Genomic DNA, 21,661 nt, shown 5'->3' on the forward strand with positions numbered 1-21,661 from the left:
GTATACGGGGAGTTGTATGCGTCACTTTGGGCACCTTGCGCCCGATATCCGGAAGGCACTGTTCCACCAGGAGCCGGTGGAGTTCACCGCCGACTCCCCCTCGCGCACGCTCGCGGTCGCCCTCGGTGCCACCCTCTACAGCCCCGCCACCCGTGAGCGGCTCGCCGCCGACGTCCTCAAGCAGGCCGGCCGCGGCGTGGTCTCCATGGTGTTGTGCCTTGAGGACTCCATAGGCGACGGGGACGTGGAGGCCGGCGAGGAGAACCTCGTGCGGCAGTTCGCCCTCCTCGACGAGGCAGCCGACGCCGGCACCGATCTTCCGCTGCTGTTCATCCGTGTCCGCGCCCCCGGGCAGATCCCCGACCTGGTGCGCCGGATGGGGCCGGCCGCCCGTCGGCTCTCCGGATTCGTGCTGCCGAAGTTCACCGGGGAGCGGGGAGTTCCGTTCCTGGAGGCGCTGGCGGAGGCCGAGTCCTCCTGCGGTCGGCGGCTGTTCGCGATGCCGGTGCTCGAATCTCCGCAGCTGCTGCACCTGGAGAGCCGCGCCGAGACGCTGCGCGGAATCGCCGAGACCGTCGACAAGTACCGCGAGCGGGTCCTCGCCCTGCGGCTCGGCGTCACCGACTTCTGCTCCGCCTACGGGCTGCGCAGGGCACCCGACATGACGGCCTACGACGTCCATATCGTCGCCTCCGTGATCTCCGACGTGGTGAACGTCCTGGGGCGCGCGGACGGGACGGGATTCACCGTCACCGGCCCGGTCTGGGAGTACTTCCGCGTACACGAGCGGATGTTCAAACCGCAGCTGCGCCGCAGCCCCTTCCTGGGACGCGCCGAGGAGCTGCGGACCGCACTGATCGAGCACGACATGGACGGACTGCTGCGCGAGATCGAGCTGGACCGGGCGAACGGACTGACGGGCAAGACCTGCATTCACCCCTCGCACGTCGCGCCGGTGCACGCGCTCTCGGTCGTCAGCCACGAGGAGTTCAGCGACGCCGCGGACATCCTGCGGCCCGAGCGCTGCGACGGCGGAGTCCTGCGCTCCGCCTATACGAACAAGATGAACGAGGTGAAGCCGCACCGCGCCTGGGCCGAGCGCACCCTGCTGCGCGCCGAGGCATTCGGGGTCGCACGCGAAGGAATCGGCTTCGTCGAGCTGCTGACCGCGAGCCTCCCGCAGGCCTAGGGCGGACACGTCCTGGCGAGGGCGGCTCCGGGGCACCCCGGAGCGGGACGACGCACCACACGCCGCACCCGTCGGCGAACGACACGGGCGCAACACGGCGGACAACACGATGCAGGACACGGCGAACGACACGATGGAGGAGACGGAACGCGTGGTGTGGACAGGAGAGTGGGTCGCTGAGCGGCTCGGAGTCTCGCTGAGCGGCGGGGACGAGCTGCCGGAGCTGCTGGGCCTCGCGCTGCGGCGCAACCCCAAGCGGGCCCATCTGCTCGTGTCGAACGTGCTGGGCAAGCACGTCCCGCAGCGGCCCGGAACGGTCCACGGCGCCGGCTTCGGGCTGGGGCTGCGGGTCAGGGAGTTGCTGGGGGACAAGGACGCGGCCAGGTCCGTGGTCCTCGGCTACGCCGAGACCGCGACCGGCCTGGGCCACTCCGTCGCCGACGGCCTGGCGCTCGCGCCCTACCTGCACTCCACGCGCCGCCCGGTGGCGGGCGTCGCGCAGGTGGGCGGCTTCGAGGAGGAGCACAGCCACGCCACCTCGCATCTGCTGCTCCCGGAGAACCCCGACCTGCTCGCCGGGGACGGTCCGCTGGTGCTCGTCGACGACGAGTTCTCCACCGGCAGGACGATTCTGAACACCATCAAGGCGCTGCACAAGCGCTTCCCGCGCGAGCGGTACGTCGTCGTCGCGCTCGTCGATATGCGCTCCGACACCGACCGCGGCCACCTGGAGAAGTGCGCGGCGGAACTGGGCGCCCGCGTCGACCTCGTGGCCCTGGCCGCGGGAGGCGTACGGCTGCCGGCGGGTGTCCTGGAGCGCGGCCAGGAGCTCGTCGCCGCTCATGAGGACCGCACCGCACCGCGACCGTCCGCCGCCCCCGGAGGGACGGGAGCCGTGGACGTCGAGCGGATCTCCCTCGCCTGGCCGGCGGGGCTGCCGGACGGCGGGCGGCACGGTTTCACACCGGCGCACCGCGAGCGGCTGGAGGCCGAATTGCCGGGCATGGCGGCCCGGATCGCCGACCGGCTCGACGGCGCCCGCCGGATTCTCGTCCTCGGCAACGAGGAGTTGATGTACGCACCCCTGCGGATTGCCGAGGCCCTGGACACCCATCTCGCCGGGGTGGAGCACGGTGCCCGGGAACCGAACGCGGAACCGGCCGTGCCGGGGGCGACCCCGGCGGTCCACTTCTCGACCACCACCAGGTCGCCCGTCCTCGCGGTCGACGACCCCGGCTACGCGATACGGACCCGGCTCTCCTTCCCCGCCCACGACGGCCCGGCCGACGGACCGGGGGAGAGGTACGCGTACAACGTCGCTGCCGGCAGCGACACGGAACGCCGCTTCGACGCCATCGTGGCCGTGGTGGACTCGCAGGGCGACCTGCCCGAGCTGCACGCCGCCGACGGACTGCTCGGCCGCCTCGCCGAGCACACCGGCCGCCTGCTGCTCGCCGTCATCCCCTCCTATGTCCCGCAGGCCGGCTCGCACGCCGCCCCGCCCGCGGACGCGCCCTCCGCTCCGCACCCTCCGCAACGACAGGCCCGCTCCATGCCCCTCCCCGAGCCGCTGCGCGGCCCCGCCTTCTCCTCCTACACCGCGGACGAGGTCGGCTGGCTGCTGCAGGACCTGTCCGACGTGACGCTGGAAGCGCCCACCGAGGAGCGCGAGGAGGCGATTCAGCAGGGCGGCGCCCACTACGCGGAGTCGCTGCCGGTCGAATACCAGCCGAACGAGCAGTACCAGGCCCTCTTCCACAGCGCGCTGCGGACCTCCGCGGGCCGGATCGCGCGGGCGGTCGGAGCCGTCACCGAGACCGTGCTCACCGAGCGCGGCCGACGTCCGGTACTCGTCTCGCTGGCGCGGGCCGGCACGCCCGTCGGCGTGCTGATGCGCCGCTGGGCGCACCACGCCCACGGTCTGGACCTGCCGCACTACGCCGTCTCGATCGTGCGCGGCCGGGGCATCGACACCACCGCGCTGCGCTGGCTCGCCGCCCACCACGACCCGGCCGACGTCGTCTTCGTCGACGGCTGGACCGGCAAGGGCGCCATCACGCGCGAACTCGCCCAGGCGTTGGAGGACTTCCCGGGCTTCGACCCGAGGATCGCCGTGCTCGCCGACCCCGGCGGCTGTGTCGAGACCTACGGCACCCGCGACGACTTCCTCATCCCCTCCGCCTGCCTCAACTCGACCGTCTCCGGGCTGATATCGCGCACCGTCCTGCGCGACGACCTCGTGGGGCCGGACGACTTCCACGGCGCGAAGTTCTACCGCGAACTGGCCGGCACCGATGTGTCGCGTGACTTCCTGGACGCGGTCAGCGCGCGGTTCGACGATGTCGCCGAGTCCGTCGCGGCCGATGCCGCGGAGCTGGCCGCCACCGACCGCGCCCCCACCTGGAAGGGCTGGGCGGCCGTCGAGCGGATCAGCGAGGAATACGGCATCCACGACGTCAATCTCGTCAAGCCCGGTGTCGGTGAGACCACCCGCGTCCTGCTGCGCAGGGTTCCCTGGAAGATCCTCGCCAAGCGGGGCGCCGGCGCCGATCTCGACCATGTGCGCCTCCTGGCCGAACAGCGGGGTGTGCCCGTCGAAGAGGTCGGCGAACTCCCCTATACCTGCGTCGGGTTGATCCACCCGCGCTTCACCCGCGGGGCCACGGGCGCCGACGGCAAGGCGGTGGCCTCCCTATGAGCGCGATCGTCGCCAGCGACCTCGACCGCACCCTGATCTATTCGGCCGCCGCGCTGGGCCTTTCCATGCCCGACGCCGAGGCCCCGCGCCTCCTGTGCGTCGAGACCTACCAGCACAAGCCGCTGTCCTACATGACGGAGACGGCGGCCGGTCTGCTCGCCGAACTGGCCGGCAGCACCACCTTCGTGCCGACCACCACCCGCACCCGCGAGCAGTACGGGCGCATTCATCTGCCCGGCCCGCCACCGGAGTTCGCGATCTGCGCCAACGGCGGGCATCTCCTGGTGCGCGGCGAGTCGGACCCGGACTGGCAGCGCACGGTCGCCGGGCGCCTCGCCTCGGACTGCGCGCCGCTGGACGAGATCCGCGCCCACCTCGTCCGCAGCGCCGACCCGGCCTGGCTCCTCAAGGAGCGCGTCGCGGAGGACCTCTTCGCCTATCTCGTCGTGGAGCGGCCGCTGCTTCCCGACACCTGGGTGAAGGACCTCACCGACTGGGCGGACGAACGCGGCTGGACGGTCTCCCTCCAGGGCCGCAAGATCTACGCCGTCCCGAAGCCGCTCACCAAGAGCGCCGCGGTCGCGGAGGTCGCGCGCCGCACCGGGGCCGGTGAGGTCCTCGCCGCGGGCGACTCGCTCCTCGACGCCGACCTCCTGCTGGCGGCGGACCGGGGCTGGCGGCCCGGCCACGGCGAACTGGCCGACTCCGGCTGGCAGGCCCCGCACGTCATCGCGCTGGAGGAGCGGGGCGCCGCGGCGGGCGAGGAAATCGTCCGGGCCTTCCTCCGCGGCGTTGCGGCCCCGCCCCGCGCCGGCTGACACGCGCCGGCGCAGCCCAAGGGCACGTCGGACGGGGGCCGGGGCAGCACCGGGGAAACGGCGGCACACAGAAGGAGAGTTCCAGCGGACGTACGCAACGCTGCTCGGTTAATCTCGCCGAGGCGGTTGGCTGCGCCATCCGGAGCCGGCCGAAAGATGGTCGGATACCGAGGAGAGCCAGTGACCGATTCCAAGAGCACGCCGATCACAGACGAGATGTACGCCTACGTCCTCGCCCACAATCCGCCGCTGGACTCCGCCCAGCGGGATCTCGTCGCGGTCACGCACGAGCGGTTCCCCGATGCGGCAGGGATGCAGTCGGCCGAGGAACAGGGGCCGCTGCTCGCCTTCCTGGTGCGGCTGATCGGCGCGCGGCATGTCGTCGAGGTGGGGACCTTCACCGGCTTCTCCGCGCTGGCCATGGCCCAGGCCCTGCCCGCGGACGGCACGTTGATCGCCTGTGACATCTCCGAGGAGTGGACCGCGTACGGCCGCGAAGCGTGGGCGAAGGCCGGCGTCTCGGACCGTATCGAGCTGCGGATCGCGCCCGCCGTGGACACGCTGCGGGCGATGCCGGCCGCACCGCACATCGACCTTGCGTACCTCGACGCGGACAAGGCCGGGTACATCGCCTACTGGGAGGAACTGGTGCCGAGGCTGCGGCCCGGGGGCCTGATCGTCGTGGACAACGTCCTGTTCCACGGCCAGGTCACCGACCCGGCGGCGACCGGATCGGCGAAGGCGATCAAGGAGTTCAACGATCATGCGGCGGCGGATGAGCGCATGGAGGCAGTGATGCTCACCGTGGCGGACGGCGTCACCGTCGCACGCAAGCGGTAGGCCGTGCGCGGGCCCGACGGCACACCGCCTCGGGCCCCTCGGCAACCGCGTCTCCCCGCAGGTCAGGCTGGCGGCGGCTCGAAGTTGAGGCGTATCTCGGTGGCGCGGTAGCCGGCACGGTCGAAGGCGGCGGCCATGGGGACGTTGACGGTGTCCGTGGTGGCCGTGATCCGCTGGGCTCCGTTGTCCGCGTGAAAACGGGTGATCTCGGCGAGGATCTCGTCGATGTGCCCCTGGCCACGGAATTCCGGCACCACACCCAGGTAGCCCACGTTGGGGTTGTAGGGAGTGCGCGAGGGGATGGCCATCCCGACCACCGCCCCTTCCTGGGTACGCGCCAGGCGCCACCACTCGCGCTTACCGGGACAGCCCAGGTAGAAGTCCAGATCGTCGCGGGCCTGGCGATCGGCTCCCATCGCGGCGAGCTTCCGTCGCGTGCCGATATCGAGGCTGCCGACGGCGATGCGCCGGAAGACCGCCACGAACGCCTCGTCATCCGGTTCCGGCGAGAAGACGAGCCGGCCCGCTCGCTCCGGCACACCGGAATCCGGGGTCCATGCGTAGCGGAACCGCTCGACCTCCTCGCCGAGACCGGCCAGATCGGCTGCGGTCTTCCGCCAGGCCACGGCCTCGCTGATGGCGGGGTCCTCCCGCCAGCCGTCCGGCAGCGAGAGGTTGTAGAGCGGATCCTGCTTCGCACCCTCCGCCCGGAAGGCGCGCTGTCCGGTGGCGAGAAGCTCAGCGGCCAGCGCGGCACGGTCACGTACCGAGCGGCTCACATGGAGGCAGTCCAGGGCCAGCGGATGATCGCTGTCGCCCCGGCCCCACCACAGGGCACGCGCCAGGATCTCCCCGTCCTCTTCGGCGATCCAGGTCCATTCGGGGCGGAATCCCCGCTCGGCCAGCTCCTTCCGGTAGCGGTCCTCGGGGATCCAGCTCACCGGATCGTCGACGACATAGGCGGCTACCCGGTCGAGGTCGGTGGCAGTGGTGGGACGGAACAGCATGCGGCCTCCGAGGCTGGCGAACGGCCCCGTGATGATCACATCCGGCGCGCGGAATGGCCACCGATTTCGGACCGTTGGGGAGAGCCGCCTGGCGGGCCGGCCGCAAGGAGCTCCTGGCAGCCCTAGCCGCAGCAGCCGCCCCCGCAGCAGCCGCCTCCCCCGCCACTGGGGGCAGGGGCGGAGGCGGCGCCGCCGACGGCGACCGCGGAGAGGAGCTTCACGGTGTCCTTGTGGCCGTCGGGGCAGACAGCCGGAGCGGAGGACTCGGCCATCGGCCGGTTCAGCTCGAAGGTGGAACCACAGGGGCGGCACCGGTATTCGTAACGAGGCATGGCCTCAGATTAGCCGTGGCGCAGCTCAGCGCACGACGGTGCCGGGTGGCGCGCCCAGCATCCCCAGTTCGGCACGGGTCGGCGCGCCTTCCCAGTCACCGGGGGAGGCGACGGCGAACGCGCCGGTGGTGACCGCTCGCTCAAGACGTCCGGCCGTGTCGTGGCCGTCCAGCAGGGCCGAGAGATAGCCGGCCACGAACGCGTCTCCCGCACCTACGGCGTCCACCGCCCGTACGGAGGCGGCGGGCCGGTGGAGCGCGCCGGCCCGGGTGAAGGCCGTTGCGCCGTCCGCGCCGAGTTTCACGACGACCTCGCCGACGCCCAGGTCCAGGAGCAGCGCGGCCTGCGCCGCGATGACGGCGGCCGGGTCGTCGGACGGGGCCGGGGCGGCAGCGCATGCGGGTACGGCGCCGGCCGGAGCGGCTTCGGGCGCGGCGCCGGCCGGAGTGCTCCGTTCCGCCGGCAGGCAGAGCGGCAGCTCGTCGTCCGAGGCGATCAGGACGTCCACCAAGGGCGCCCATGCGCGGAGTACTTCAGCGGCCTCCTCGGCGCTCCAGAGCCGAGCCCGGAAATTGACGTCGAGGCAGATCAGCGAGCCGTGCTGCCGGGCGAGTCGGAGGGTGCGCCAGGCCGCCGAACGGGCCGCCGGGCCCAGGGCCGGCGTGATGCCCGTCAGGTGCACTGCGCGGGGCGGCGCGGCGGCGAAGGCCCGCTCGACGGCGTGGTCCGTGATGCGTGAACCGGCCGACCCGGCGCGGTAGTAGTGCACCCGGGTGACGTCCGGCAGTCGCGGCTCGAAGAGAAGCAGCCCGGTGGGGGCGTCCGAGTCGGCCGAGGCACCGGAGATCCGGACGCCCTCCGCCCGCAGCGTACGCAGCACCAGCTGTCCGGCCTCGTCGTCGCCGACCGCGCCTGCCCACTGCACGTCGTGTCCGAGCCGGGCCAGCCCGATCGCGACGTTGCTCTCGGCGCCGGCGATCGACACGTTCATGGTGCCGCCGAGTTTGAGGGGTCCGCTGCCGCGCAGCGCGACCATCGTCTCGCCGAAGGTGAAGACGTCCGGGCCGCCCCCGGGCGTACCGTCCGGCCCGTGTCCGTCCCCGCGGGCCGTTGTCTGTCCGGTCATCGGGCGCACACCGCCTTGAACTCCGCCGCACGCCGGCGCAGTCCGTCCAGGTCGCCGCCGTCCGCCGCGTCCCCGATCAGTGGCGAGCCGACGCCCACGGCCACCGCGCCGGCGGCGAAGTAGGCACCGGCCGCGGCCGCGTCCACCCCGCCGACGGGGACGAAGGGCAGGTCGGGGAAGGGAGCGCGGAGCGCCTTCAGATAGTCCGGGCCGCCGACCGAGGCCGGGAAGAGCTTCAGCGCCGAGGCGCCGGCCGCCACTGCAGCGATCACCTCGGACGGTGTCATCACGCCCGCGAGCGTCGGCAGGCCCCGGCGCACGGATTCCTCCAGACCGGCCCCGAGGCCCGGCGTGACCATCAGGTTGGCCCCCGCGTCGGCCGCGCGTAGGGCGTCGTCGGCGGTCAGGACGGTGCCCGCACCCAGCCAGGCCGCGTCACCGACTTCGGCGCGCGCCTGTCGGATGACGGAGAGGGCGTCGGTTCCACTGAGTGACACCTCGATCAGCGGAATGCCTTCCTCCACCAGTGCCATGACCGTACGGAGCGCCGCTTTGGCGTCGCTGCCCCGGATGATGGCGACCAGCCGCTCGTCCCGGAGCGCTGTGTTGAAGTCCATGGTGCTTACTCTCTCTCGTGCTCCCCGCACGGCACGGCGAGGCGCGGTGCGCGGGGTGTGGTGTGGCGATGGTGAGGAGGCGGGGCGGCATGCGGTGGGGGTGGGCCCGGCGCGTGCCCGCCGCGGGCGGTCAAGACCGTAAGCCCTCGGCCGCCCCCGTGCCTGCCCGCGTCCCCGTGCGTGCGCCGATTCCCCGCCCCGCCCTCGTCGCCGTCGCCGCATGCGAACCCTCTGCGGTCACCATTCGGCGAACGCGCCGTCCTCGTAGCGCCAGACGGGGTTCCGCCAGGCGTGGCCGCGGGCGTCGGCGGCCCGTACCGCGGCCTCGTCCACCTCCACCCCGAGGCCGGGGCGGTCGGTGCGCAGCAGCGACCCTCCGTGGAAGCGGAACGGCTCCGGATCGGCGACGTAGTCCAGCAGCTCCGCGCCCTTGTTGTAGTGGATGCCGATGGACTGTTCCTGGATGAGGAAGTTCGGGGTGGTGAAGGCGACTTGGAGGCTCGCGGCCAGTGCGACCGGTCCGAGGGGGCAGTGCGGGGCGAGCTGCGCTCCGTACACCTCCGCGAGTGCGGCGATCCGCCGCAGTTCGGAGATGCCGCCGGCGTGCGAGATGTCCGGCTGCAGAATGGCGACGCCGGCTTGCAGCGGGGCCAGGAACTCCCGGCGGGTGAAGAGGCGTTCACCGAGTGCGAGGGGGATGTTGGAGGCATTGACGAGGTCCGGAAGGGCCTGCATGTAGTCGGAGAGGACGGGCTCCTCGACGAACATCGGCGCGTATTCGGCCAGGAGGGGGAGCAGCCTGCGGGCATTGGCGGGGGAGACGCGGCCGTGGAAGTCGAGGCCGAAGTCCCGGTCCTCACCGAGGACTTCGCGTGCGGTCTCGGCGCGCTGCAGGCATGCGCGTATGTCGGCGCGGGTGGCCACGGGCGTCATGCGGCCGCAGCCGTTCATCTTGACGGCGGTGAAGCCCGCCTCGATCTGCGCGGTCAGGGCGTCGCGGATGGCGTCCGGCTCGTCGCCGCCGATCCAGGCGTAGGCGCGGATCTTCTCGCGTACGGGCCCGCCGAGCAGCTGGTGGACGGGCACACCGTGCTGCTTTCCCTTGATGTCCCACAGCGCCTGGTCCAGGCCGGCCACGGCGGACGACAGGACGGGCCCGCCGCGGTAGAAGCCGCCCTTGGTCATCACCTGCCAGTGATCCTCGATGCGCGAGGCATCCTGCCCCAGGAGGTATTCGGCCAGCACCTCCACCGCTGCCCGCACCGGCTCGGCCCGCCCTTCGACCACCGGCTCACCCCATCCGATGATTCCCTCATCGGTCTCCACCCGTACGAACATCCAGCGCGGCGGGGCGAGGAATGTCTCGATGCGGCTGATCTTCATGAACCGGGCCGTCCTTTCGGCGTCACTGTCATCGGGGTGGTGGGCGGGTGAGGGGGCTCTGGGCGGCTGGGCGTGCCGTCCATACGGGGCACGGGGACACGGGGTGCCGGTCAGAGGGGGCAAGGGCCTGCGCGTGGCGGCCCTCTAGGGGTGATCGCGGGCGGACAGATCGAGCAGTTCGAGCATGGCCACGTAGGCGCCGTCCACGTCCCTGTCGCGCACCGCCTGCACGACCGCGGCGTGCGCGGGATGCGGATGGTCGACCTCGCCGTCGGCATGCACCGCCCGGTCGCGCTGGATGAGTACGGGGACGATCACGCGGTACATCTGCGCATAGAAGCGGTTGTTCGACGCGATCAGCATCGCCGTGTGGAACGACGCATCGGCCCGCACGAGCAGCACCGGATCACTGTCGGTCGCGGCCATCGCGCTCAACGCGGCGTCGAGTGCCGCCAGATCGTCGTCGGTACGCCGTTCCGCCGCGAGCGCGGCAGCGGCCGGTTCGATGGAACGGCGCAGTTCGAGCAGATCGGCGAAGAAATCCGAGGAGGCGCCGGCCTCGAGCTTCCAGCGCAGCACATCGGCGTCCAGCAGATTCCACTCTTCCTGGGGCCGGACGAAGGTGCCCCGCTTCTGCCGGGCGTCGACAAGCCCCTTGGTGGAGAGCACCTTGATCGCCTCGCGCAGCACGGTCTGGCTGATGTCCAGCTCCTCCAGCAGGTCCGGCAGGTCGAGAGTGCCGCCCTCGCCGTACGTGCCGCTGAAGATCCGCTTCGCGAGTGCCTCGACCGCCACACGGTGAACCCCGCGTCCCGCGTAGGACGCCGATGGCGACGCCGAGGACGCCGTATTTCCCGACTGCTGCCCCATGATGCTGCTCCCCTGCTCGGGGCGCGGCCGACGTGGCATCGCCCCCACGTGATGGATAAAGGCTTGCACAAGTAGTCGTTAATTAGCAATTAATCGGGAACGCCGTCCAGGTCGGGCGCGGAGCAGCCGCGCCCGGCTGAGGGGGGACGGAGGGACGGAGGGCGGAGGGGAGGGACGGAAAGGGGAGGGCGCGGCGCTGAAGGGCGATTGGCGTGGGCGCCGGTGGTGCGTGCCGGGGTGGTGGATGCGCGGACGTGCCTACGGAGCGATGTGCGTCCGCCCCTGCCCGGGTCCCGCCCCGGTTCCTGTCCGGGGCTCCGCCCCCCGCCCCGCCCCTACAAGCCGCCGATCTCCTTGCCCTTGCCCCTGCTCATGCCCTTGCCGCTCGTCGTGTCGCCGACGCTGCGGCCTGCGCCCCCACTGCCTTCGCTGCCCCCAGTGCTCCCGCTGGTGCCACCGCCCACCGCAGGACCCCGTTCGCCGCCGGTCTCGCCGAGCGCCGCCCGGCGTGCTGCCGCCGCGCCGGAAAGCGGGCGCTGCTGCCTGCGGTCGAGCCGTTCCGCCTCCTGCGGATGCCGGGCGCGCCAGTAGGGGTTGTCGTGTGGCAGGCCACCGCTGACCCGCCCGTACATCCCGAAGACCAGCAGCATCAGTCCGACGATGAAGCTGAACAGCACGTTCTGGATCTCGAAGGCGAGGAAGTTCGCGTCCGTCTGCAAGAGAGCCAGATTCACGAAACCGCTCAGCAGGAACAGCACGCCGAACACGATGTTGAGGGTCGAGGCGAAGTTCCCGCCGATCACCATGCCCGCGAAGAGCAGAACTCCGACGACGATCGAGAGCACGCTCAGCGCACCGTTCGTGTTCAGTCCCGCAACGGTGTCACCGCCGGTGTCGAAGAACCCGATCTTGTCGATCAGGCCGAGGATGCCGAAGGCGAGCAGCACCAGCCCCATCAGCCCCGCGCCGATGCGGTAGACCTTGCTCAGGCTGTGGTCGGTGGGCAGATGCTCATCAAGCCGTGTATGGCGCAGCTTGCCGTGATGGAGCGGGTTCGTGGGCTTGTGCAGGGTGTGACCGGTAGCCCCAGTAGCCATGTCCGGCCTCCTTCGCGCAGAGGTGCCGCCTGGGCCGTACTCCACTCCAGGATCCGCCTCCGCGCGGCTTCACGCCATCGCGCTGTGCTGCTCGCGACGCCGTACGGGCAGCCTTTCCGCATGCCGCCACCCCGTGCCGCCACGGCCGCCGTCACCGCGGGGCGCCGGCCGCCAAGGCCTTCAGGCGCCGCCGCCCCGGGCGTCGCGGATCTCCTGCACCACCTGGGCCACCGTCCGGCGAATGGCCTCGGTCTCCGTCAGGAAGTGCCACCAGTCCGGATGCCGCCCCTCCAGGCTGTCGACCGCGCGGTCCAGCCGCGCCACCGCGTCGTCCAGCGGTCCGGCATGCCGGGGGTCGGGGGTGCTGCGGCCGGCCATCGCCAGCCGCTGCGCGTCCCGAATGGCGAAGCGCGTCCGTTCGACCTCCTTCTGCCGGTCGAACGACACCGAGTCCAGCCGCTGCAGCCGGTCACCGGCCGCCGATACCGCCTCATCCGTGGTGTTCAGCAGCGCCCGGACCGTGCCCAGCCGGCTGGTGGCGTCCGCCCAGCGCTGCTCGTCCCGCGCCTGCTGCGCTTCCCGTAGCTTGACCTCGGCCTGCTGAACGTCCCGCGCCGCCTGTTCCGGTACGTGCTGGAGGTCCTGCCAGCACGCCGCGCTGTATCTCCGCCGCAGCTCGCTGAGAACCGGATCGACCTTTCCCGCCCGCGTCGTGATCGACTGCGCCCGGGTCCGGAGCGACACCAGGCGCTTGTCGATCTCCGCGGCCGTCTCCGGCAGCCGCTCCGCTTCGGCCTTGACCACCTCGGCCTTGCGCAGCACGTCGTCGGCGCGCCGGATCGTTTCCTTCACGCCGTGCTGCCCGGCGCCCTGATTGAGCTTGGTCAGCTCCGGTGCCAGCGCCGCCAGCTGCGTTGCGAGTTCGTCGGCCTTCAGCCCCCGCGCGCGGACGGCGTCGAGTGCGTTGCTCGCCGCCAGCAGCGCCTGCCGGGCCCGCTCCACCGCAGGGGCCAGCCGGGCAAGCTGCGTCTCGGCGGTCTGCAGCAGTGGGCCCAGGCCCTGCGCGAAGCGGTCGAGATCGGCCTTGACGCGGTCCAGCTCGTCCTTGGCGCGCGTGAGATCCGTCCGCGCCCGAGCCACGGCCGCGCCGTCCAGGTCGTCACGGTCAAGATCGTGGGAGTCCACGGCGGTGATGTAGCCCTGGCTCACTTCGTCGATCCGCCGGCCGAAGCCCGCGTACTCCTCGGCGGCCCGGCGTGCCGCGGGCGAATTGTCGACCGCGGTGATCGTCTCTATGGAGATCCGCAGATCCCGCTGTGCGGTGTCCAGGTCGTAGAACGCGGCCGCGGCGGCATCCTTCGCGGCCTGCGCGTCGCCCCGGTGACTCTCCCCGCGCCCGAACCAACGGCGCGTACCCCCGCCCGCGAACGACATCGGCACCATCGCCGCCAGCAACGGCAACGGCAGCAGCACGAGCGCCGCAACATCCCGGACCGCGCCCCCACGGGGTCGACGGCGTGCTCGCTGCTCGTGTGGCTGCGTGTGTGTCGCCGTCACATCCCTCTCCCGTTGGATCGCCCCAGGGCCGACTGCCATTCTCCCACTGAAGGGAAACGAACACACCGGCCGGTAAGTTCGCAGTTCGCGCATTGGTTTGCAGTTCAGCCCCGGCGGCAAGGTAGTCTGTCGGCTCGGCAAGGGCGCATAGCTCAGTGGTAGAGCGCTGCTCTTACAAAGCAGATGTCGCTGGTTCGAACCCAGCTGTGCCCACCGCGCTCACCAGCGTAAATGCAGAGAATGGCCTTTCGGAGATCTCCTCCGGAAGGCCATTTCTGCTTTTCTGCGCGGTATGTCCGGGCGATGTGTGGGTGTGGGTGGGCGGGAATCCGAGCGGAAGGGGCCGTTCCTCGGTGCCGTTACGTGGGCAGGTGACGCAGTGACGCGCGCGCATGAGGCAATCGGGCATTCCTGGGCCGGTGTTGATGTCTCCGAGGGGGGTGTCGCCGTTGTTCCTGATGTCCGGATCGCGACGCTGCTGCTCCTGGCGGAGTGGGGGCCGGGTGGCTCCCCTGGTGGGGGCTGCTCGTGGTTGTTCGGGGTGGGGGTGCTGTGTATGGTCGTAGGCCATGAATTGAATGTTCAAGTACTTGTGGTGGGCTGTCCGGCCTGCCCCCGACACCGGAAAGAGCGCTGCCCATGACGTCCTCCCTCGGCACCATCCCGAGTGCCCGAATCGGCGCACCGCCGCGCCCCGCCCCTTCGTCCTACGGCTATGACGTGGGGCTTCTCGTGCTCCGGATCGGGCTTGGACTGACCATGGCCGTCCACGGCGCCCAGAAACTGCTCGGCTGGTTCGGCGGCCCCGGGCTGGACGGCACCGGGCAGTTCTTCGCGATGAGCGGCTATCCGGCGGGTAGGACGATGGCGGTCGTCGCCGGGCTGAGCGAAATGCTCGGTGGCCTCGGGCTCGTCGTAGGGCTGCTCACGCCGATCGCCGCCGCCGCGATCGTCGGCACCATGATCAATGCTCTCGCGGTGAAGTGGGGCGGCGGTTTCTTCGCGCCCAAGGGAGTGGAGTACGAGCTGCTGCTGACTGCCGGTGCGGCGGCACTGGCGCTGACGGGGCCCGGCCGGTGCGCCGTTGACCGGTTCCTGCCCGTGCTGCGCGCGCAGCGGCTCGCCCACGGCGTGGCTGCGGTGGTCCTCGCGCTGGTGGTGGCCGGGATCGTGCTGCTGGTCCGGAAGTAGGAGAAGGGGGAGGGGGAGTGGGCGGTAGGGGTGAGGTGCCTGACGTCGGACGCCCCGTTCGCCGGGGCGGTGAACGGGGCGTCCGTGGGCGGGTGGTGAGGCCTCAGGGTTTCGCTGACGTGCGGGCTGCCCAGCGTTGTTCGACGCCGGAGAGGCGCCAGTAGGCGAGCGCCGCCGCCCACACGACCACGAACAGGCCGACGATGATGAAGCCGACGTTGTCGAGGTCGAGGGCGGAGATCCAGCCGGTCAGCGGGTCATGGAGACCGAGCTTGTCGTGCAGGACGGTCACCAGCTCGATGGTGCCGATGAAGAAGGCGACGGCGATCGACAGGCCGGTGATGGTGAGGTTGTAGTAGACCTTGCGCACCGGGTTGGAGAACGCCCACTGGTAGGCGAAGTTCATGAACGTGCCGTCCAGGGTGTCGAACAGGCTCATGCCGGCGGCGAAGAGCAACGGCAGGCACAGGATGGCGTACCAGGGGAGCCCGGCCGCGGCACCGCTGCCCGCCATCACCATCAGGGTCACTTCGGTGGCGGTGTCGAAGCCGAGGCCGAAGAGGAAACCGAGCGGGAACATCTGGCCGGGGCGGGTGATGGACCGGGTGAACCGTCCCAGGACGCGGTTCATGAAGCCGCGGGAGTCGAGCTGCTGCTCCAGCTCGGTCTCGTCGAAGCGGCCGTCGCGCATACCGCGGAAGACCCGCCAGATCCCCGCCAGTGCGACGAGGTTGAGGGCGGCGATGAGGTAGAGGAACGTTCCCGAGACGGTGGTGCCCACGGTGCCGAGGACCTGGTGGGTACGGGATTCGTCGTTGAGGAGCGTGCCGGCGAGCTGGGCTCCGCCGGCGACCAGGGCGGCCATCGCGACGACCACGCTGGAATGGCCGAGGGCGAACCAGAAGCCCACCGAGACCGGTCGCTTGCCGTCGGCCATCAGCTTGCGTGTGGTGTTGTCGATCGCGGCGATGTGGTCGGCGTCGAAGGCGTGGCGCATGCCGAGGGTGTACGCGGTGACGCCCAGGCCCACGCCGAACACCTGGCTTCCCACGGCGTAGTGGTGGGGGACCACGAGGAGGAAGAGCACACCGAAGGCGACGATGTGCAGGCCGGCTATGACGGCCATCAGGCCCGCGGTGCGGACCGTGTCCTGCCGGCGCCAACGGAACGCGGGGGTCGGGGCAGCGGTATCTGCGGGTTGGGGGGTATCGGTGGACACGGCCATCCGGCGGTCAGCTCCAGCACCTCGTGGAATCAGTTCGTGAGATGCCGTGGCCGGTCTCCTGGCTTACGGGTGCACGCGTCCGGCCCGCCTTCCCGGCCGCGGGCTGCGGTCAGTGGCGTCGCCTGCGTGGAGGCGCGGGCGCATGGGGCCGGAAACTCCCCGATCACAGTGGCGAGGGCCGCTCCGGCCTGGGACCACAAGGTCCGTCACCGGTCTTCCCGAACACCACGGCCCGGCCACTCTAACCGTCGGCCCGGGAGCGCAGCAGATGCCCCCTTATGTGCCCTCCTGGGGGTGGGGCGGACCGCAGGTCAGTAGTCCAGGGAGGACAGGAAGGCGTGCAACTCCTGGTCGAAGAGTGCGGTGTTCTCCAGATTGACCATATGGGCGGCGCTCGGTATGCGGACCCTGCGGGCGCCGGGGACGGCGAGGGTGATCGCATGGGCGTTGGACGAGATGTCCGTGCTGTCGAGGTCGCCGTCGAGGACGACGGTCGGCACCCGGATCTCGCCGAGGCGGTGGATGGCCCCGACCTCCAGAGCGATGCCGGCCCCCAGGCCGTCCGCATGCACCTCGGCGTTGGCCTCGGCGGAGGCGCGCATCCGCTCGCGCATCCCGGGGTGCACCGCGCCGGGCTCGCGGTGCGGTCCGTCCACCCACATCCGTAGGAAGTGCTCGACGTAGCGCTCCACGCCGTCCGGTTCGCCGATCGCCGCCACCTGGTGCCTGATGTGCTCCAGGACGAACGGGTCGCTGAAGGCGCGACCGCTGATACCGGGGGAGGCCAGCGCGAGGGCCGTCACGCGGTCCGGGTGGGCGAGAGCGGTGTCCAGTGCGATGCGGGCGCCGTGCGAGAGGCCGACGAGGACGGCGCTCGGGATGTCGAGGGCGTCCAGCAGGGTCCGTAGGTCGTCGTGGTTGGCGTAGTCACCGGACACGCTGGAGGAGAGGCCGTGGCCCCGGGTGTCGTAGCGGACGGCGCGGAGGCCGGAATTCACCAGCCAGGCGAACTGCTCGTCCCACATGTGCTGGTCGAGCATGCCGCCGTGCACCAGCACCACCGCGGGGCCGGAGCCGGCCGCTTCGTAGAACAGCTCGCCGTCGTCGATCGGCACGATGCCGTTGTCGATCTCGGACCAGTCGCTGATGCTCGGGGTCATTCTCTGTGTCGTCCTTCGTGTGGCGGATCCGGTATGTCCGGCAGGGCCGGTGCATCCGGTAGGTGGTTCGGATGTGGTGGATGGGGCGGAATCGGGTGGGGCTTCGGGGTTGGGGGGCTGTCCAGGTTGTCTGGACTGCCGGGTTCCTCCGTGGGAACGTGCGAGCCGTTCGCCAGGTGCCGGAATTCCTCGCCGAGTCGGTCGAGTACGCGCAGTGCGGTGGTGACGTCGGCGGCGGAGAGGTCGGCCAGTACGCGGCGCAGCGTCGCCGGCTCGAATCCCGGAATGCCGCGCATCACCGCCGAACCCTCGCTCGTGAGCTGAATCAGCGACGAGCGCCGGTGTGCCGGATTGGGGGCCGTCACCACCAGGCCCAGTTCCGCCGCGTGGTTCACCCAGCGCTGCACCGGCTGCCGGTCGAGGCCCAGGCTGCGCGCCAACTGCGGCACCGTGCGCGGGCCTTCGGTGCGTAGGGCGTCCAGCAAGGCGTGTTCGCCGGCCGTCATGCCCGTGCCGACCAGTTCGCGCTCCACCGCGCGCACGACCGTGCGGTGCAGCGGCCACAGGCGTCGGATCACGTCATACAGAAGATCTTCCGGGGGTGACGGGTCTCCGCCTTCATCCGCCTCAACGACACTCATGATGTCATGATGACATCGACGATGTCGTTTGAGAAGAGGGTTGGCGAGGAAGAGAGTTGATGCGGGCGGGTGGCAGGTGTGGATCGCGCGCGAGGGTTGAGTTGGGGGAAATGTTCTTGATGGGTGAATTCGTGAGTGGGTCCAGGAGTGGATTCATGGAGGGTTCGACGAGCGGCGTGACGAGTGGAAGGTGGGACAGCTGGTGAAGGTCGGTCTCTTGCGGGCGGTCGGGTTGGCCACGGCGATGTACGGGGTGGCGGTGACCGTTCTGCCCGAATTGCTGGCGCGGCCGTCGGGTCTGGTCAACGACGACGGCCGGGCCGAGGAGGCGACGCGGATCTCGCTGCGGCCGCTCGCCTGGCGGGATGCGGCGAGCGGCCTCGCGATGGCGCTCGCCCCGGAAGGTCAGGCCCTGCGTACCGCCACCTATGTGCGGATCGCGTCGGACTTCGGCGACGCCGTACTCCTCGGGGCGACGCTTCCGGACCGGGACCGGAAGGCGAAGGCGGTGGCGGTGTCCGTCGGGTGGGGTGCGCTGTCGGTGGTGGGGCTGCTGGCCGGTGAGCGCCGGTGTGGCGTAAGGGGGCGGCGAGCGCGCCAGTAGGCGGGAGGGGGAGGACTGCGGGGCGCCGGAGGTGAGGGGCGGTCCTGAGGCTGAGGGTTTGGGCTAGGACGGCGGCGGACCGGGGAGCGGGGCGTCTTGGGGGGTGAAGGTGATGACGAGGTCGGCGCGGTGGCGAGTCGCCATGACGGCGCGGGCGTTGGCCTCGTCGGAGGTCCGGACGAAGCGCTCGGCTTCGTCGCGCGGCCGGCCGAAGTGCTCATGGCGGTCGATCAGCCGCCGGACCCGCTCGTCGTCGTCGAGCTGTACGTACCAGACCTCGTCCAGCAGTGCCCGGACGCCGGCCCATGGCGACGAGTCGAGCAGGAGGTAATTGCCCTCGGTCACGATGAGGGGGATGTCCGGCGCGACGGGGATGCTGCCGGCGACCGGTTCCTCGATGCGGCGGTCGAAGGCCGGGGCGTAGGTGGTCGTACCGGGCTCCGGGGAGCGCAGCCGCGACAGCAGTGCGGCATATCCGGCGGGATCGAAGGTGTCGGGCGCGCCCTTGCGATCGCTGCGGCCCAGTCGGCGCAGCTCCGCCTCGGCGAGATGGAAGCCGTCCATCGGGACGAGCGCCGCCTGTCCGGCCAGTTGGGCCACGAGATGGGCGGCGAGGGTGGACTTGCCGGCGCCGGGTGGTCCGGTGATACCGAGCAGACGGCGCCGACCAGGCGTGGCGGAGGCGGCCAGCGCTCGGGCGCGGGACGCGAGATGCCGGGGATCCATGGGGTGTTCAGCCGGCTGTGGCCAGGCGCCACAGGGAGGTGGCCTCGGCCGCGCGGGCCACATGGAGTGGGTCGGAGGTGTCGCGGGCGCGTGGGTGGCGGGGGGTGATGTCGAGCCGGTCGACGACGGTGAGGCCGGCCTTGGCGAAGGCGTCGAGGAGTTCGTCGTGCGGCCGCAGCCCCAGGTGTTCGGCCAGGTCGGACAGGATCAGCCAGCCTTCGCCGTCCGGAGTCAGATGGTCGGCGAGGCCGCCGAGGAAGCCGTGCAGCATCCGGCTGCCCGGGTCGTAGACGGCGTGTTCGACCGGCGAGGTCGGCTTGGCCGGGACCCAGGGTGGGTTGCAGACGACCAGCGGGGCACGGCCGGCCGGGAACAGATCGGCCTCCACCACCTCCACCTGACCGGCGACGCCGAGCCGTTCGGTGTTCTCGCGGGCACAGGCCAGCGCCCGCGGGTCCTGGTCGGTGGCCACGATCCGTCGCACACCGCGCCTGGCCAGCACCGAGGCCAGCACACCGGTACCGGTGCCGATGTCGAACGCCAGCTCCTGGGTGGGCAGCGGTGCCTCGGCCACCAGGTCCACATATTCGCCGCGTGCGGGGGAGAAGACCCCGTAGTGCGGGTGGATCCGGTCGCCGCCGAGCGCCGGGATCTCGACGCCCTTCTTGCGCCATTCGTTGGCGCCGATGAGGCCGAGCAGTTCGCGGAGGGAGACGACGGCGGCCACCGGGGGAAGGGTTCCCGTGGCGTCCGTGGCGTCCGTGGCGTCCGTGGCGTCCGTGGCGTCCGTGCCGGCGGGCTCGGGCTGCTGCTGCGCCGGTGGGCCGTACGCCCTCGTGCAGGCCTCCCGGACGTCAGGGGCACGGTGCAGGGGGACGGCGTGAGTGGCATCGAGGGGGACCAGCAGCATGCCCAGGATGCGGGCGCGGTGATTCTGCGCGGCGCGGTGCAGATGGAACGCCTGGGTGACATCGGCGGGCGGCGTCTTGCGCGGGCGCCGGTCGATACGGCGGGCCAGCGCCGTCAGCAGCTGGCGGGCGTTGTGGAAATCGCCGCGCCACAGCAGTGCGGTGCCTTCGCAGGCGAGTTTGTAGGCGTCGTCGGCCTTCGTCCGGTCGTCCGCGATGACGATGCGGCGGGGTGGCGGGGCACCGTTCTCGGAACGCCAACGGGCGGAACGGGCCGCGTCGGCCTCGGTCCATTCGACGACCGGCGGAGAGTTCACCGAAATGTGCCTCGCGTTAGTGGTTCGAACCCCGCCACTTGGGTGCCGCAGTGACGCGGCGCTCGCGGTGCCCGGAGTCCTAGGGCGCGGTGCCGCGCCGGAGCAGGCGATGGGGCGGGGTGGGGACGGTCGACTCTACTCCGTGCCGGACTTGGAGCCCGACCGTGCCCGTCTTGGAGCCCCCCCGTGCCGGACTCCTCCTCGCCCGGCTCGGTAACCGCACTCGCTCACCGGACTCGGTAACCGGACTCCGTGCCAGGGCCGGACCCTTGTGCCCTGCCGTCGGCCTCGGGCGGGAGCAGGATGGAGGGGGGCAGCGTGGCAGGCGTGACGTGCACGGTGCCGGGGGGAGCGCGGAGGGAAGTGAGGCGCGCATGGACACTCTGCCGGTGATCGTCGCGGTCGACGGATCCGAGGACAGCGAACGGGCCCTGCGCTGGGCCGGGGAGGCGGCCCGGCTGCGTTCGGCGGCGCTCCAAGTGGTGCATGTCTGGCCGTACGTCACCTCCGCGCGGGCCGATGCCGCGGCCGACGCCGGGGATCCGGTGCTGGCCGAGCTGCGGACCCGGCCGGTGGCCGAGGATCTGCCGGAGGCCGAGTTCCGCAGCCTCCGCGGACTGACCGACACCCAGCTGCCCGCACTCGGCGCCGAAGGACAGCTGCTCGTACTGGGCTCGCGAGGCCGCGGTGGCTTCGCCAGCCTGCTGCTCGGCTCCAACGGAATGGCCTGCGCCGCCCACTCCGACTGCCCGGTCGTGGTCGTCCCTCGTCCGGACCGGCGCGGTCCGGACGCCGGGCGCGGTCCGGACGGCGAGCCCCGGCGCCCGTCCGTCCGCCAGGTCACGCTCGGCGTGGACGCGTCCTTCGACGAACCCGACGCGATCGGGTTCGCGTTCGCCGAGGCTGGCCGGCGCCGCGCCCTGCTCAAGGTCGTGTCCGGTTACTCCTGGCCGATGCTGATGCCGCCGGCGTTCGAGTACGTCGCGGTGTACGAGGGCCCGAAGGGGGAGTACGAGGACGCGCTCGGCCTGGAGCTGGTGGATGCGCTGGCGCCGCACCGGGAACGGCATCCGGAGGTGGATGTCGCGGTGCAGCTGCGGGCGGAGGACGCCGCCGGACAGCTGGTGGACGCGTCCCGGGACAGCGATCTTGTCGTGGTCGCGCGGCACCGCCGCCGGCTTCCGGTCGGCCGGCGGCTCGGCTCCGTGGCGCATGCCGTCCTGCTGCACGCCGTCTGCCCGATCGCCGTCGTACCGGAGAGCGAGCGGGCGGCGGGCGAGCGGGCGGACGGGGAGGGGGAGGACGGCGGGAGGAGAGGGCAGTAGGGGGCGGGGCGCCGGCGGGCCTGGCGGGAG

The 21,661-nt window shown here is 71.5% G+C and carries 20 protein-coding genes, 1 tRNA gene and 1 riboswitch; of the genes, 8 read left to right on the forward strand and 13 right to left on the reverse strand.

Annotated elements, in window-relative coordinates; translation table 11 throughout:
- The first annotated feature begins 16 nt into the window (after positions 1-16).
- The 4 genes from ACIRQ7_RS14410 (at position 17) to ACIRQ7_RS14425 (ending at position 5,545) form a co-directional block, all read left to right on the forward strand.
- Entirely contained in the window at positions 17-1,189 is a 1,173-nt protein-coding gene (locus tag ACIRQ7_RS14410) for an HpcH/HpaI aldolase/citrate lyase family protein (protein ID WP_401472001.1), read from the forward strand.
- A gap of 109 nt (positions 1,190-1,298) precedes the next feature.
- Positions 1,299-3,887, forward strand: a complete 2,589-nt coding sequence (locus tag ACIRQ7_RS14415) for a phosphoribosyltransferase (RefSeq protein WP_404262509.1) — start codon at positions 1,299-1,301, stop codon at positions 3,885-3,887.
- The gene (locus tag ACIRQ7_RS14420; RefSeq protein ID WP_404262510.1) at positions 3,884-4,705 is read left to right on the forward strand and encodes an HAD family hydrolase; all 822 of its coding nucleotides are present in this window, start codon (positions 3,884-3,886) and stop codon (positions 4,703-4,705) included. The genes ACIRQ7_RS14415 and ACIRQ7_RS14420 overlap by 4 nt, the downstream gene beginning before the upstream one ends.
- Before the next feature lie 156 nt (positions 4,706-4,861).
- A complete protein-coding gene (locus ACIRQ7_RS14425) occupies positions 4,862-5,545 on the forward strand; it encodes an O-methyltransferase (protein WP_404262511.1) in 684 nt (227 codons plus the stop codon).
- Positions 5,546-5,607: 62 nt separating this feature from the next.
- Here the strand turns inward: ACIRQ7_RS14425 and ACIRQ7_RS14430 are convergent, their stop codons facing one another.
- From ACIRQ7_RS14430 to ACIRQ7_RS14465, 8 genes are all read right to left on the reverse strand, one after another.
- The gene (locus ACIRQ7_RS14430; RefSeq protein ID WP_404262513.1) at positions 5,608-6,552 is read right to left on the reverse strand and encodes a GNAT family N-acetyltransferase; all 945 of its coding nucleotides are present in this window, start codon (positions 6,550-6,552) and stop codon (positions 5,608-5,610) included.
- A gap of 122 nt (positions 6,553-6,674) precedes the next feature.
- Positions 6,675-6,884: a zinc ribbon domain-containing protein gene (locus ACIRQ7_RS14435; protein ID WP_401472012.1), complete on the reverse strand. Its 210-nt coding sequence runs from the start codon at positions 6,882-6,884 to the stop codon at positions 6,675-6,677.
- A gap of 25 nt (positions 6,885-6,909) precedes the next feature.
- Complete coding sequence (locus ACIRQ7_RS14440) at positions 6,910-8,010, reverse strand: sugar kinase (protein ID WP_404262516.1); 1,101 nt, start codon at positions 8,008-8,010, stop codon at positions 6,910-6,912.
- Positions 8,007-8,627 (reverse strand): bifunctional 4-hydroxy-2-oxoglutarate aldolase/2-dehydro-3-deoxy-phosphogluconate aldolase, encoded by a 621-nt coding sequence (locus tag ACIRQ7_RS14445; RefSeq protein WP_404262518.1) that lies wholly within the window; start codon positions 8,625-8,627, stop codon positions 8,007-8,009. The genes ACIRQ7_RS14440 and ACIRQ7_RS14445 overlap by 4 nt, the downstream gene beginning before the upstream one ends.
- A 237-nt stretch (positions 8,628-8,864) precedes the next feature.
- Positions 8,865-10,010: a galactonate dehydratase gene (gene dgoD / locus ACIRQ7_RS14450; RefSeq protein ID WP_404262519.1), complete on the reverse strand. Its 1,146-nt coding sequence runs from the start codon at positions 10,008-10,010 to the stop codon at positions 8,865-8,867.
- 144 nt (positions 10,011-10,154) lie between these two features.
- Positions 10,155-10,880 (reverse strand): FadR/GntR family transcriptional regulator, encoded by a 726-nt coding sequence (locus ACIRQ7_RS14455; protein ID WP_404262521.1) that lies wholly within the window; start codon positions 10,878-10,880, stop codon positions 10,155-10,157.
- Positions 10,881-11,215: 335 nt separating this feature from the next.
- A complete protein-coding gene (locus tag ACIRQ7_RS14460) occupies positions 11,216-11,977 on the reverse strand; it encodes a DUF4383 domain-containing protein (protein ID WP_404262523.1) in 762 nt (253 codons plus the stop codon).
- A 180-nt stretch (positions 11,978-12,157) separates the two neighbouring features.
- The gene (locus tag ACIRQ7_RS14465) at positions 12,158-13,534 is read right to left on the reverse strand and encodes a hypothetical protein (RefSeq protein WP_404262525.1); all 1,377 of its coding nucleotides are present in this window, start codon (positions 13,532-13,534) and stop codon (positions 12,158-12,160) included.
- Positions 13,535-13,675: 141 nt separating this feature from the next.
- On the opposite strand from ACIRQ7_RS14465, the gene ACIRQ7_RS14470 reads away from it, so the two are divergent.
- Positions 13,676-13,747, forward strand: a tRNA-Val gene (locus ACIRQ7_RS14470).
- Positions 13,748-14,173: 426 nt separating this feature from the next.
- Positions 14,174-14,725: a DoxX family protein gene (locus ACIRQ7_RS14475; protein ID WP_404262527.1), complete on the forward strand. Its 552-nt coding sequence runs from the start codon at positions 14,174-14,176 to the stop codon at positions 14,723-14,725.
- Between the two features lie 103 nt (positions 14,726-14,828).
- Here the strand turns inward: ACIRQ7_RS14475 and ACIRQ7_RS14480 are convergent, their stop codons facing one another.
- From ACIRQ7_RS14480 to ACIRQ7_RS14490, 3 genes are all read right to left on the reverse strand, one after another.
- Positions 14,829-15,950, reverse strand: coding sequence for a HoxN/HupN/NixA family nickel/cobalt transporter (locus ACIRQ7_RS14480; RefSeq protein ID WP_401472036.1), 1,122 nt, complete (start codon positions 15,948-15,950; stop codon positions 14,829-14,831).
- A 30-nt stretch (positions 15,951-15,980) separates the two neighbouring features.
- Positions 15,981-16,195: riboswitch (cobalamin riboswitch) on the reverse strand.
- A 66-nt stretch (positions 16,196-16,261) separates the two neighbouring features.
- Complete coding sequence (locus ACIRQ7_RS14485; protein ID WP_404262529.1) at positions 16,262-17,110, reverse strand: alpha/beta fold hydrolase; 849 nt, start codon at positions 17,108-17,110, stop codon at positions 16,262-16,264.
- On the reverse strand, positions 17,107-17,751 hold the full coding sequence (locus ACIRQ7_RS14490; protein ID WP_404262531.1) for a MarR family winged helix-turn-helix transcriptional regulator: 645 nt from the start codon (positions 17,749-17,751) through the stop codon (positions 17,107-17,109). Before ACIRQ7_RS14490 ends, ACIRQ7_RS14485 begins: the two co-directional genes overlap by 4 nt.
- Positions 17,752-17,995: 244 nt before the next feature.
- Here ACIRQ7_RS14490 and ACIRQ7_RS14495 point away from each other — a divergent pair, with 244 nt between their 5' ends.
- Positions 17,996-18,355: a hypothetical protein gene (locus ACIRQ7_RS14495; RefSeq protein ID WP_404263135.1), complete on the forward strand. Its 360-nt coding sequence runs from the start codon at positions 17,996-17,998 to the stop codon at positions 18,353-18,355.
- 63 nt (positions 18,356-18,418) lie between these two features.
- Here the strand turns inward: ACIRQ7_RS14495 and ACIRQ7_RS14500 are convergent, their stop codons facing one another.
- Both ACIRQ7_RS14500 and ACIRQ7_RS14505 read right to left on the reverse strand, forming a co-directional pair.
- Entirely contained in the window at positions 18,419-19,081 is a 663-nt protein-coding gene (locus tag ACIRQ7_RS14500; protein WP_404262533.1) for a nucleoside/nucleotide kinase family protein, read from the reverse strand.
- 7 nt (positions 19,082-19,088) lie between these two features.
- The gene (locus tag ACIRQ7_RS14505) at positions 19,089-20,306 is read right to left on the reverse strand and encodes a methyltransferase (RefSeq protein ID WP_404262535.1); all 1,218 of its coding nucleotides are present in this window, start codon (positions 20,304-20,306) and stop codon (positions 19,089-19,091) included.
- A gap of 374 nt (positions 20,307-20,680) precedes the next feature.
- Here ACIRQ7_RS14505 and ACIRQ7_RS14510 point away from each other — a divergent pair, with 374 nt between their 5' ends.
- Positions 20,681-21,631 (forward strand): universal stress protein, encoded by a 951-nt coding sequence (locus ACIRQ7_RS14510; protein ID WP_404262537.1) that lies wholly within the window; start codon positions 20,681-20,683, stop codon positions 21,629-21,631.
- Positions 21,632-21,661: the final 30 nt, after the last annotated feature.

Origin of the sequence: Streptomyces sp. NPDC101393, assembly GCF_044767385.1 — a bacterium.
Classification (GTDB): Bacteria; Actinomycetota; Actinomycetes; order Streptomycetales; family Streptomycetaceae; genus Streptomyces.

Coding starts and splice junctions, on each gene's coding strand:
- ACIRQ7_RS14410 (WP_401472001.1), top strand. CDS start 17: ATGCGTCACTTTGGGCACCTTGCGCCCGATATCCGGAAGGCACTGTTC.
- ACIRQ7_RS14415 (WP_404262509.1), top strand. CDS start 1,299: ATGCAGGACACGGCGAACGACACGATGGAGGAGACGGAACGCGTGGTG.
- ACIRQ7_RS14420 (WP_404262510.1), top strand. CDS start 3,884: ATGAGCGCGATCGTCGCCAGCGACCTCGACCGCACCCTGATCTATTCG.
- ACIRQ7_RS14425 (WP_404262511.1), top strand. CDS start 4,862: ATGGTCGGATACCGAGGAGAGCCAGTGACCGATTCCAAGAGCACGCCG.
- ACIRQ7_RS14430 (WP_404262513.1), bottom strand. CDS start 6,552: ATGCTGTTCCGTCCCACCACTGCCACCGACCTCGACCGGGTAGCCGCC.
- ACIRQ7_RS14435 (WP_401472012.1), bottom strand. CDS start 6,884: ATGCCTCGTTACGAATACCGGTGCCGCCCCTGTGGTTCCACCTTCGAG.
- ACIRQ7_RS14440 (WP_404262516.1), bottom strand. CDS start 8,010: ATGACCGGACAGACAACGGCCCGCGGGGACGGACACGGGCCGGACGGT.
- ACIRQ7_RS14445 (WP_404262518.1), bottom strand. CDS start 8,627: ATGGACTTCAACACAGCGCTCCGGGACGAGCGGCTGGTCGCCATCATC.
- dgoD (WP_404262519.1), bottom strand. CDS start 10,010: ATGAAGATCAGCCGCATCGAGACATTCCTCGCCCCGCCGCGCTGGATG.
- ACIRQ7_RS14455 (WP_404262521.1), bottom strand. CDS start 10,880: ATGGGGCAGCAGTCGGGAAATACGGCGTCCTCGGCGTCGCCATCGGCG.
- ACIRQ7_RS14460 (WP_404262523.1), bottom strand. CDS start 11,977: ATGGCTACTGGGGCTACCGGTCACACCCTGCACAAGCCCACGAACCCG.
- ACIRQ7_RS14475 (WP_404262527.1), top strand. CDS start 14,174: ATGACGTCCTCCCTCGGCACCATCCCGAGTGCCCGAATCGGCGCACCG.
- ACIRQ7_RS14480 (WP_401472036.1), bottom strand. CDS start 15,950: ATGGCCGTGTCCACCGATACCCCCCAACCCGCAGATACCGCTGCCCCG.
- ACIRQ7_RS14485 (WP_404262529.1), bottom strand. CDS start 17,110: ATGACCCCGAGCATCAGCGACTGGTCCGAGATCGACAACGGCATCGTG.
- ACIRQ7_RS14490 (WP_404262531.1), bottom strand. CDS start 17,751: ATGAGTGTCGTTGAGGCGGATGAAGGCGGAGACCCGTCACCCCCGGAA.
- ACIRQ7_RS14495 (WP_404263135.1), top strand. CDS start 17,996: ATGTACGGGGTGGCGGTGACCGTTCTGCCCGAATTGCTGGCGCGGCCG.
- ACIRQ7_RS14500 (WP_404262533.1), bottom strand. CDS start 19,081: ATGGATCCCCGGCATCTCGCGTCCCGCGCCCGAGCGCTGGCCGCCTCC.
- ACIRQ7_RS14510 (WP_404262537.1), top strand. CDS start 20,681: ATGGACACTCTGCCGGTGATCGTCGCGGTCGACGGATCCGAGGACAGC.